The organism is Dysgonomonas termitidis (genome assembly GCF_054657735.1).
Genome location: NZ_BAAHYD010000002.1, coordinates 3,709,073 through 3,721,428, shown reverse-complemented (window position 1 = coordinate 3,721,428; position 12,356 = coordinate 3,709,073). Strand labels below are relative to the sequence as shown.

Annotated in this window: 9 protein-coding genes; all 9 read left to right on the top strand. The window is 40.5% G+C overall.

Annotated elements, in window-relative coordinates; all coding sequences use genetic code 11:
* Window positions 1-15: 15 nt before the first annotated feature.
* Window positions 16-381 (top strand): hypothetical protein, encoded by a 366-nt coding sequence (locus ACYQ3L_RS19625; RefSeq protein WP_379995374.1) that lies wholly within the window; start codon window positions 16-18, stop codon window positions 379-381.
* Window positions 382-462: 81 nt separating this feature from the next.
* Window positions 463-885 carry a bactofilin family protein gene (locus ACYQ3L_RS19620; RefSeq protein WP_379995376.1) on the top strand — a complete coding sequence of 141 codons (423 nt, stop codon included), beginning with the start codon at window positions 463-465 and terminating at the stop codon, window positions 883-885.
* A gap of 604 nt (window positions 886-1,489) precedes the next feature.
* Complete coding sequence (locus ACYQ3L_RS19615; protein ID WP_379995378.1) at window positions 1,490-2,083, top strand: RNA polymerase sigma-70 factor; 594 nt, start codon at window positions 1,490-1,492, stop codon at window positions 2,081-2,083.
* Between the two features lie 106 nt (window positions 2,084-2,189).
* A complete protein-coding gene (locus tag ACYQ3L_RS19610) occupies window positions 2,190-3,194 on the top strand; it encodes a FecR family protein (protein WP_379995380.1) in 1,005 nt (334 codons plus the stop codon).
* Between the two features lie 115 nt (window positions 3,195-3,309).
* On the top strand, window positions 3,310-6,678 hold the full coding sequence (locus ACYQ3L_RS19605; RefSeq protein WP_379995383.1) for a TonB-dependent receptor: 3,369 nt from the start codon (window positions 3,310-3,312) through the stop codon (window positions 6,676-6,678).
* 33 nt (window positions 6,679-6,711) lie between these two features.
* Window positions 6,712-8,223, top strand: coding sequence for a RagB/SusD family nutrient uptake outer membrane protein (locus tag ACYQ3L_RS19600; protein ID WP_379995385.1), 1,512 nt, complete (start codon window positions 6,712-6,714; stop codon window positions 8,221-8,223).
* A 28-nt stretch (window positions 8,224-8,251) separates the two neighbouring features.
* Window positions 8,252-8,527: a LysO family transporter gene (locus tag ACYQ3L_RS19595; RefSeq protein ID WP_291113726.1), complete on the top strand. Its 276-nt coding sequence runs from the start codon at window positions 8,252-8,254 to the stop codon at window positions 8,525-8,527.
* 2 nt (window positions 8,528-8,529) lie between these two features.
* A complete protein-coding gene (locus ACYQ3L_RS19590; protein WP_379995388.1) occupies window positions 8,530-9,132 on the top strand; it encodes a LysO family transporter in 603 nt (200 codons plus the stop codon).
* Window positions 9,133-9,231: 99 nt separating this feature from the next.
* Window positions 9,232-12,354 (top strand): beta-galactosidase, LacZ type, encoded by a 3,123-nt coding sequence (lacZ, locus tag ACYQ3L_RS19585; protein ID WP_379995391.1) that lies wholly within the window; start codon window positions 9,232-9,234, stop codon window positions 12,352-12,354.
* Window positions 12,355-12,356 lie beyond the last annotated feature (2 nt).

Sequence of the window (12,356 nt, the reverse complement as noted above, 5' to 3'; positions counted from 1 at the left end):
ATGCAACAAATATTAATGAAAGAAAGTAAAAACTGTTCTGATAATAACCAGATATATCTGTACAAAATTGATGATTATTGGTTTGCATACGAATATTCTGCATTTTATCTATATTCAATTTGTTGTGTCGATGCAGTTTTTAAATATACAGTGCCTGAAAATAAGAAAACAATATTGATATCCGTCTTAAAGAATGGGTATGAGAAAGCCGGTAACCCTCAACTGAGAGTTGTCGAAAGAACCGAGCATCAGATGGTCCTCAATTGCGGGATCAAATGTAAGGGCTTTCAGCAATGGAAAGACGGATGGATAACTTTGTTTAAAGACCGGTATTTTGTTCAGATTATTCAGGAGTTTTATCGCTCATTATGCAAGTTGTAAACCGGAGGATTGAACGATGATTGTCTTCCGTGTCCCACTTATTTTGAATATTAGAAGTCTAAATAATGTAAAAGGTTGAATATGTTTAATAAGAAAAACAATATACAAGGTGTCGTATCAGCCGGATCTCTGGGTAATACACCCAGTGTCTTGTCTCAATCTACAATGTTCTCCGGAGAGATAAATTCTAAAGGAGATTTGAGGATTGACGGGAATGTCGAAGGCAATATTCGATGCGAAGGCAAAGTTATTATCGGGCCTGACGGCTGTGTAAAGGGTAATATAAAGAGTACCAGTATCGAACTGATGGGTAAGATTAATGGTGACGTTATCGCTTATGATATTGTAAGGCTAAAATCCTCATCCTATTTCAAAGGAGAGATAACAGCTGTAAATCTTGAAATAGAGGCAGGGGCTAATTTCTTTGGTACCTGTAAGATGGTAACAGATCAGGATACGGTTCAAGATAAGGCTTTTGTACCGGAAGTACTGGCTATAGAATAACCTGAAAATACTATTGAATTATCCAATATTTCGAATATATAGTTAAGAAATAACTAAAGCAATAACTTTTACATAGTACATGACAAAGATTATTCTTTAGCTTGTGCTCTTTGTTTAATCCTTTGTGCCCTTAGTGGTTGAATCTTTTTCATCACAGAGAGCACAAAGGGTTATATACAAGGAGCATTATTCTTTCAGATGACACCTGTTCCTACTTTCTCTACGGAATGTTAACAATAAGTATCTCAAAGGTCGTATTTATTTAATCTATATTCACGGTTGATGGTTAAGTCGTGATGTAAGTAACATAATATCAGGTGAATATATTTGGTAAGGCTTCCGTCTTTTCCGTGTTAAAAGCCGGCCCCTGGCTGATAACAAAATAGCAAAACTAATTATTTATCCGGACACTATATGGTTTAGTTTTCTAAATGGGAAAGGATTTCCATTGCAAGATGCAATAAGCCCAATATTAGATAAACATCTCTCTCAACTGTGCGAATTAATCTCTTTTGCGTAAGAGATAGGGAAAAATAACACAGTAAAAGAAAAGATATATCAATAAAATTCATAGATTCGTAAGTTCTCTTTTTTTACCGGACAAATGCAGAAAGAGTTTAGAAATACGGGAGTTACTATAGATGAATTTACATTGAAAGAGCTTTTTAATGTATATTCCGACAGCCTGTGTACCTTTCTTAACTATTATACTCACAATAAACAACTGATAGAAGATATCATACAGGATGTCTTTATCAGGCTTTGGGAGGAACGGGATACAATCAATATATTTTACATAAAAACATACCTCTACAATGCCGCCCGGAACAGGGTCTTAAATCTTCTTCGCGACGAACAAAACAGGTCTCTTTTGCTTGAAGGATGGGCCAGCCGTGAACTGGAAAAGCAAAAGGCGCGGGATTGTGTAAATATGGAAGAATTCAGCTCTGTATACCAGCAGGCTATTAATAGTTTACCTGAAAAATGCAGAGAGATATTCATCCTGAGCAGAGAACAGAATAAAACATATAAGGAGATTGCCGGAGAGAAGGACTTGTCTGTAAAAACAGTGGAGGCTCAAATGTCTATTGCAATAAAGAAAGTGAGGGAATATATACTTAAATATTATAATGGAAGAAATTTTTTACCTACAATAATAATTACGTTAGCTCTGCAATTTATGTCGTTATTTGATTGATAATTAGTATTATGGTAGTGTTCTTTTGATTGGATCAAAAAAAAATGAAAATAGTTTAAGGGTATTCGGATAGCTTACGTGTCTAATAATAAAACAAAGCAGAAATATGAATCATGCACATATTCCATATGATGAAATAGCCGGATATATCCGTCAGGAATTATCTGAACAGGAAAGGCATAAAATAGATATGTGGATTAATAGTTCTGCTGAAAACCGTAAATTATTCGAGCAATTATTAAATGAGTGGGAAAATATCTACGACAGTCCGGAACAGTCGGTTCGCGCAGACAAGGACAAAATATGGTCGGGTATATCTTCGCACATAAGGACATCGCTTCCAGTAAAATCATATACAAGGAAGTTACTTATCAAAGTTGCCGGTATTGCAGCTATGGTTGCGATTATCGTTGGTGTTGCAGCTACTGTTTTTGTGAAATCTACTATAGATTCGGCTTTTCTGTCCCAATCTGTCACAATCATAGAAACTATGCAGGGACAGAAAATGCAAATGACCCTTCCCGATGGCACAAAAGTATGGCTCAATTCCGGATCAAAGCTGACATATGCAGGAGACTTTAATCGTTCCGAACGTATTGTAAACCTTGAAGGAGAGGCTTTTTTTAATGTGACAAAAAATCAAACTAAAAAATTCAAGGTAAGAACATCGGATGTCGATATAGTAGTAAAGGGAACCTCCTTTGATGTATCGGCTTATAACGACGACCGCGAAATAAGTGTGTCCCTTTTGGAAGGAAAGGTGGTCATTACCGATAAAACGGGAAAATATATGACAGACCTTAATCCGGACGAACTGGTCATCATCTCGCGGCAAAACCTGAAGTACACCTTGTTTAAGGATGATGCAAATACTTATCGCTCATGGACACAGGATCAACTGATATTCTATAATGAGGATATATATGAAGTGACCAAGAAGTTGGAACGTTGGTATGGTATAAATATTAAACTGGTAAACCCTGATGAAAAACAGAAATATACATTCTCGGTAAAAACCGAATCTTTGCGCGAATTGCTCGAATTATTTAATAAGTTAACCCCAATCGATTATAAAATAAACGGAAAGGAGGTGACCATTATCAATAAGTGACCTTAGATATCAATACTATTGAAATAGATTAATTAACCTTTCTTTATGATTCCGGAATAGACATCAACTCTATTTCTTAATATATTAATTATTAACAATATAAATAAGTTTTGCTATGCAAAGAAAAACACTTTCACTTTGCGTTCTGTTCTTTATTTGCTTTTCACTTGCGGTTTTTCCGCAGAGCAAAGAAAAAATAGACCTTACCCTGAACAATGTAACCTTAAAGGAGTTTTTTTCTACGATAGAGAAAAAGCTGGGGTATTCATTCATGTATAGTAATGTCGATATAGATGACAGTAAACGTATATCTGTAGACGCAAAAAATGCAGACATAAATTCCCTGCTCATCAGTGCCCTCAAAAATCAGGCTATCAGTTACGAAATATCGTCAAATAAAATAATTCTTACTAAAGCCGGCAGTATAACACCTCTACAAACGCAGCCTCAGAAAAAGATAAGGGGAAATATTGTAGATGATCTTAATGAACCTGTAATTGGAGTAAGCGTTGTTATCAAAGGCACAACCAGAGGTACTACCACCGATGTGGACGGTAATTTCGATATCGATGCATCATCCGGCGAAACATTGCTCATATCATATGTAGGCTTCGAAAAACAAGAAATCAGAATCGGAAACCAGACTTCATTTGATATCCGGCTGAAAGAAGACAATAAAGTTCTCGATGAAGTTGTCGTTATCGGTTATGGTACATTAAAGAAAAGCGATTTGACAGGCTCGCTGGCGTCTGTCGATACAAAAGATATAACTACCAAGGCGACAAGTAATCCAGTAGAAGCATTACAAGGTGTGGTTGCCGGTGTAAATATACAGAAAAACAGCGGATTGGCCGGAGCCGGAGCTGCTGTGAAAATCAGAGGTGTCAATACATTCGGGAGCAATGAGCCTCTTTATGTTATCGACGGATTTCCCGGAGACATATCTACTGTTAATCCGAACGATATAGCATCGATGGAAATACTGAAAGATGCGGCTGCGGCTGCTATCTATGGCTCCGTAGCTGCCAATGGGGTAGTCATTGTGACGACCAAAAACGGTAAGCAGGGAAAAATTCAGGTAGATATAAATTCGTATGTCAGCATTACAGAAACAGCCAAAAGACTCAAAATGCTTGATGCAGACGGCTACCTTACTGTACACAAGCGAATGTATGATGAATATAACAAATATGCTTCCCAGCCTGTCAATCTTCCGGCTTACCTTACAAATCCGGGTACAAACAATACCAATTGGCAGGATGAAGTTTTCAGAACAGGTCTTTCCTCTACTCAGAGTATTGCGGTACGGGGCGGGCAGGGAGACACTCGTTACGCATTATCAGGTAATCTCACAGAGGAAAAAGGAATCGTTCTATCCAATAATCTTATGCAGCAGAATGCCAGAATGAAAATCAGCACCAAGAAAAATATATTCACCATTGATGGCAATCTGGCTTTTACCGGAAAGAAGCGGAAAACCCCGAATTTCAGCTTGAAGGAAGTGTACATGATTTCCCCTTTGGTGGCTGTATATGATGAGAATGAAAAAGACGGTTTTGCTCTTACAAACTGGGGCGATATTCCAAATAATGTGAATGTGATGGCAAACAATCACTATATCACAAGCTGGACAAAGAGTCAGGAGGTTGCCGGAAATATTGCGGTAGGAGTGGACATAATGAAAGGTTTGACCTTCAAAACCAGCTACTCATACAGGGGTAACAATACCCAATCATATTATCACAACCCGCCTTTTACTTCTGATATCAAAAATCCGTACGAATATGCATATTATGAGGAGAACAGAAGCTATTGGGACGAACAGGTGTTTGATAACCTGTTGAACTATAATGCCACCTTCAATAAGCATTCGGTTAATGCAATGCTGGGAACATCTCTCGATTTGCAGTCGTACAACTGGAACAGCGTCGGAGTTGAAGGTAAAAAGACAATTTACTCTATAGATAACGGGTCTATTATAACCAGTGAGTTACCAGAGGGTTTCCTTGATCCATTCTTTATGACTATAGGAGCTGGAAAAGGTGGTACATACAGTGCCGATGGCTCCAAATACAAATATAACCGTATGTCTTACTTCGGACGTGTGAATTATTCATTCGATAATCGTTATCTGTTGCAGTTTACATTCCGTCGCGACGGTTCATCCAAGTTCGGTAAAGACAGCCGTTTTGGTAACTTCCCGTCACTGGCTTTAGGATGGCGGATCACCGAGGAAGCATTCTTCCCCGAAAATACTCCGGTTTCGAACCTGAAACTGAGAGCGAGCTGGGGTAAACTGGGAAATGAAGTAGCTTTGGGATATTATGCCCATCAGGCGTTGATAACTACATATAACAGCCTCTATATGGGATATGTACAGGGCGATGGCAATAACCCCTGGCCCGGAAGTATAGCAATGGGACTTGAGAACAAAAAACTGCAATGGGAAACCACAGTATCGAAAAATATCGGACTGGATTATGGATTCCTGAACAATAAAATTACGGGTACAATAAATTATTTCAACAATACTACAGAGGATTTGCTGATAACCAAGAGACTTGCACCTTCTGCCGGATTGGAGAATCCGACACTCAATGTAGGAAAAATGCGTAATACCGGGTTGGAATTTGAATTTACTTATGCGGAGAGTTCAGGGGATTTTAAATATAATGTAGGATTTAATGTTTCCCTGCTGAAAAATAAAATGGTTGCACTGGCCGATGAAGATCAGATATTATTGGGAACCGGACTGAAATTTGGTACAGAGCACTTCCCGAACCAGACAAGGGTGGGGTATCCTATCGGAGCATTCTTCCTCTATAAAACGGACGGTATTTTCCAGACGGAAGCCGAAGTTAATGCTCACAGAAACGATAAGGGTGAATTGTTGCAGGAAAATGCAAAACCCGGTGATATCCGCTTTGCAGATACAAATGGCGACGGTGTAATTGATGATAACGACAAGGTATATTCCGGAACAGGTCTTCCGAAAGCAGAAATAAACCTGACTTTAGGGGCTTCATTCAAAGGTTTTGATTTCAGTGCTCTTATCGGTAGCGGATGGGGACACAAGTTATACAATGCCAACAGATATTTTTACGAAGGCATGAACTCCGGATCAAATTTCCTTGCATCCACTCTGGATTCATGGACACCGGAAAATACGAATAGCAACGTACCTCGCGCTGTCTTACAGGACCCTAATGGAAATACCCGTGAATCGGATCGTTTCCTTGAGTCCGGCGACTTTATCCGCCTGCGTCAGATACAGATAGGATATTCATTACCTAAGTCATTGCTTGCGAAGATGAAATCCGAAAATCTGAGGATATATATCAGTGGTGAAAACCTGCTAACATGGACTAAGTATAAAGGGATTGACCCTGAATTCGCACCTTCAGGTGTGTTGAATACAGGGGTAGACCGTTATATATTCCCTTTCACACGTTCATATGTACTGGGTATCCAATATACATTTTAAATGAGGCTTGTTGAATTTATAAATTTTATCGACATGAAAAAAAATCTATATATTATACTTTGTCTGATACTTACAGGACTTTTTGTATCGTCTTGCGATGACAGGCTTGATATGAACTCCCCCGACAAACTTACTTCGACTAATTTCTGGCGTAGCCAGACCGATGCGGAAGCAGGGCTCGCGGCTGTATATTCAAAACTGGAATGCGCGACTGAAACCTGGGAATTTGCTGAAGTAAAGTTCCCCGTAGAGGCTTATAGGGAGGACGTTTGTAATATCGGAAGTGACGCGCTTAATTATCCTACATGGGTAGAATTATTCAATTTCACATATACGAATGGCAACAGCCAGTTTTACACATATTGGGAGATCCATTATCAGGGAATATCTTATGCTAATCAGGTGCTGGAAAAAGTTCCTTCCATCAGCATGGATGAGACGTATAAAAATCAAATCCTGGCCGAAGCCCATTTCTTAAGAGGATATTACCACATGAAACTTTTGCTTAACTGGGAGAGAATAATTATCCGTAACGAATATATTACGAGTGAAGCGCAGATCAGCAAGCCATTGTCAGACAGGGCCGCCGCGTGGGACTTTATAATCGGTGAATTTGAAGCGGCTACAGGTTTGCCTCAGAAACAAACTCCTGAACGTACCGGACGTGCAACACAGGGAGCCGTTTATGCATACATGGGATATTCGCTCCTTACCCGGGCTTATGAAGAAACAGGCAGGAAATCCGAATATCTGGCTAAGGCTGAAGACGCCTTTAAAAAGGTGAAAGGCTATGAATTGGAAAAGAATTTCCTGTCTATGTTTAACGGGACAAATAAAAATTCCAAAGAATCTGTTTTTGAGTTGCAGTTCACAGAAAATACTGCTAATGGTGCGGCATACAGAACTGCATTGCACAAATGGATATCGACCGGGGAACTGGGAGGATGGGACGAAATATTCCCTAACCAGATACTTATCGATGAATATAAAAAAGAAGGAAAGACAGCCACGACAGGCCTGTACGATTCCCGGCTGTACCAAACCGTCTTCTTTAACGATTCATATTTCAATGATGTGACAGATAAGAAGGTGTACGGTTATACCTATAATGAATTATTCGGGGCCGCTTCACAAAAAGCCTGTTTCAGAAAATATCTTCCTGCGACTCTGGAAGACCTGAATAAATCGAGGACGGCGGTCAATTTGCCTCTGATGCGTTATGCAGATGTCTTGTTGCTCCTTGCCGAAAGCTTAAACGAACAGGGGAAGACACCGGAAGCTGTACCGCTTATCAATCAGGTAAGAGACAGGGCGGATATGCCGGGGATTCCTGCTGACTCGAATCAGGACTTTGTGAAGAAGCAGATTGAGCATGAACGTATACTGGAATTTGCTCTTGAAAACACACGTTTCTACGATATGCGCCGTTGGGGTAAGGTAAAGGAAGCCCTTACCGCTGTCGGTCGGACGGGTTTTTCTCCCGACAAAAATAATTTTTATCCCATACCTTTGTTGGAAATAAAATCGAACGACCAGATTAATTAATAAACTCTTTTCAATTCATTACTTAATAATGCTTACAGTCTTTGCTATTATGCTTGCCGGTATTGGTGCCGGATACTTTCTGCGCCGCATCCCGGATATAAAAATAATCGGGAAACTGATAACCTGTTTCATATTCCTGCTCCTTTTTTTTCTGGGGATATCGGTAGGACATAATGAAAAGATAGTAAACAATCTGACAACAATTGGCTTGCAGGCTCTCATCATCACGATGGGAGCCATTGCAGGCAGCATCTTGCTGGCATGGTTTGTCTATAAAAAATTCTTTGTAAAAGGAAAAGAATAAATATGAAAGGCAGTCTGATAATCCTTGCGTTTTTTATAGCCGGAGCCATTGCTTCATATATGGGCATATTGCCTCAGGTCGTTCTTGATAACGATTTAAGCGTGTATATCCTTTATGGCCTTATGTTTCTGGTTGGTATTAATATAGGATATGATAAGAAAGCATTATCCGCTCTCAAAAATAATAAGCTTAAGGTGATACTCGTACCAGCAGCTACACTGGTCGGCACTTTGGCAGGATGTGCAATCGTCGGTCTGTTTATTCCCCGCTGGAGCATTTTCGAATGTATGGCAGTAGGTTCGGGATTCGGGTATTACTCGTTATCCAGTATTTTTATTACTCAATATAAGGGGGCTGAATTAGGTACAATCGCTTTAGTCTCAAATATTATAAGGGAACTGTTTACGCTGCTCGCGGCACCGTTGCTTGTTACTTATTTCGGAAAACTGGCGCCTGTCTCATCCGGCGGAGCGACGACAATGGATACTACACTTCCCATTATTACCAAATATTCCGGGCCGGAATTTGTAATAATCGCCATATTCCATGGAATTACACTCGACCTTACCGTCCCGTTTCTTGTTACTTTCTTCTGCTATTTGTAAATAAGTAGAATAAGGATTTAATGACATGCTATTTCAGTTTAACTTCTTGTTGTATTTGAACTTAACAAAGTAATAAATAGGTCTGCGACCTAAATCATTATGAAAAAAATAAATCTTTTAATCGGACTGTTTCTGTTTTTACAATACAGTCTGGCTCAACAACAGCCCAAAGAGTGGGAAAATCCATTGGTCAATCAGGTCAACCGTTTGCCTATGCATGCTTTTTTCAGGCCGCATTCGACTAAAGAAGCTGCAATAAAACAACAGGCAAGCGACAGGGAATTATCCCTCGATGGCACATGGGATTTTCATTATGCAAAAAATCCGGCTTCGCGTCCGTCCGCTTTCTATCAAAAGGATTTCGATGTGAGGGAATGGAGTAAAATTGCGGTTCCCGGAAGTTGGGAACTACAAGGCTTCGATTCGCCTATCTATACCGATGTGGCTTATCCGTTCCCTGCAAACCCTCCTTATGTTCCGCACGATTACAATCCGGTAGGTTCGTACAAACGCACATTTACACTCCCTGCGCATTGGAAAGGAATGGATATAATCCTGCACTTTGGAGGGGTTGAATCCGCTTTTTATTGCTGGATAAACGGACATTATGTAGGATATAGTGAGGATAGCCGGCTCCCGGCCGAATTCCTTGTCAATGATTACCTGCAGGCCGGAACTAACGACATCGCAGTAGAAGTGTACAGATACAGCGACGGGTCTTATCTCGAAGGGCAGGATTACTGGCGGTATAGCGGTATAGAACGCAGCGTATCTCTTCTTGCCCGTCCTAAAGTAAGAATTCAGGACTTTGAATTGAAGGCCGATTTAGTCAATGGCTATAAAGACGGCCTGTTCAGACTCAATATAGAGATGGATAAGAATACTTCTTTTACCAATTCTTCGCTACAAATAGAAGTTGCTGAAAACGGAAAAATCATTTATTCTTCAACTAAAAAATTGTCGGATATAATGGGTAGCACAATCAGCATGGAGAATACATTTGTGGCAGTGAAACCTTGGAGTGCAGAAGCGCCTGACCTCTATACCCTGACTGTTTCCACATTGGACAAAGGAGGAAAAGTTTCAGAAGCTTTTTCCCATCGTTTCGGATTCCGTACGGTGGAAATGAAGAACGGACTCTTTATGGTAAATGGCGTACCTGTTACGATTAAGGGGGTTAACCGTCATGAGTTCGAGCCGAAAACAGGCCGTACCATCACCGAGAGCAGCATGATAGAAGATATCAGGCTGATGAAGCAATTCAATATCAATGCCGTGCGTTGTAGCCATTATCCGAATATAGAACGCTGGTACGAACTATGCGATGAATATGGCTTGTATCTTGTAGATGAGGCTAATATAGAATCTCATGGAATGGAAGCAACGGAAGCCCGTACGCTGGCAAACTTTCCGGACTGGATTGTACCGTTTCAGGAACGGGTGGAACGAATGGCGCTTCGCGACCGTAATTATACCAGTGTAGTTACATGGTCTCTGGGAAATGAATCCGGATACGGAGAACATTTCGAAACGGTATATCATTGGCTGAAAAAGTTCGATGCTTCGCGTCCTGTACAATACGAAGGTGCGCGTAAGACAGGCCTTTCGGATATTTATTGTCCGATGTATGCACGCATCTGGCAATTGAGAGAGCATGTCAATCAACGCCAGAGCCGCCCGTTGATTCTCTGCGAATATGCACATGCGATGGGGAACAGTGTCGGTAATCTGAAGGATTACTGGGATCTTATAGATGAGCACGACCAGTTGCAAGGCGGATTTATATGGGACTGGGTAGACCAGACTTTCCCTATCAAAGACCAGGCCGGTAATGATATCTGGGGATATGGAGGAGATATGGGATTCGTCGGCATTCCCAATGATTCCAACTTCTGTGCCAATGGGTTGGTATTGGCGGACAGGAAGCTTCGTCCGCATATATGGGAAGTGAAAAAAGTATATCAGCCTGTACGTTTCGAATCTGTTTCGTTTACGAATAATGTAGTCCGTATTACCAATAAATTCGATTTTATAAATCTGGATGACTTTGATTTCGAATGGCAGGTGAAAGCAGACGGAGAAATTATAGCCCGGAAAAATTTTGATGTACAAGGATTAAATGCGCATCAATCGAGAAATATTACACTCGATATTCCTGATTTTGCCGTCAGGAATAACACCGAATATTTTCTGCATCTTAATGCTTATTACAGGGGTAGCCATCCATTTATACCTGAAGGACACTTACAGGCATATGAACAGTTTCCTTTGCTTGCCGGCAGTAAAGATATTGTAAAGAACAGCATACAGGGTAATACCCAATCAGCTGAATATGCCAACCGTATTGTTGTGTCGGGTAATGCTTTCGAAGTCTCATTCTCAAAGGAAAACGGACAATTGTATTCACTCAGGAGAAATGGGAAAGAACTGCTGCAAACGGGCATTACTCCGAATTTCTGGCGACCGCTGACCGATAATGACGTAGCTAACGGACTGGGTACACGTTGCCTGACATGGAAGGAAGCGACCGGGGAAATGACATTAGAAAATCTGACAAGTGAGAAGTCCGGTAATAACACGCTCATAAAGGTTGCCTATAATCTGGAAAAACAAAATTGTAAGATTGGCATCAGTTATATGATTTGCCCGGATGGTACTATCGAAACGGATTATAAACTGACAACAGGAGATATCGCTTTGCCCGAAATACCGAAAGTAGGCTTATATATGGTATTACAAGGTGAATATGACCAAATGACATGGTTTGGCCGCGGACCTCATGAAAATTATTGGGACAGGAAAACATCAGCTATGGTCGATTTGTATAAAAGTGATGTTTGGAGCCAGTTCCACCCGTACATACGTCCGCAGGAAACTGCAAATAAATCCGATGTCCGGTGGTTTAGCCTGCAAAATGCAACGGGAGACGGGCTATTGATAAAAGGTAAACAGCCTCTGAGCATAAGTGCATGGAATTTTCCGATGAAAGACCTGATGTATATACCTTTCGATGTAGAGCGCAAGCATGGCGGCAGTGTAAGAAAGCAGGATATGGTATGGCTGAATATAGACTATATGCAGATGGGTGTGGGCGGAGATAATACTTGGGGAGCCCAGACTCACCCTGAATATACGATTACTCCGGAAGATATGTCGTACGGATTCACTATTATTCCGGTAGATAAAGACACAAACCTTGTAGAGACCGGTAAACAATATTAAAA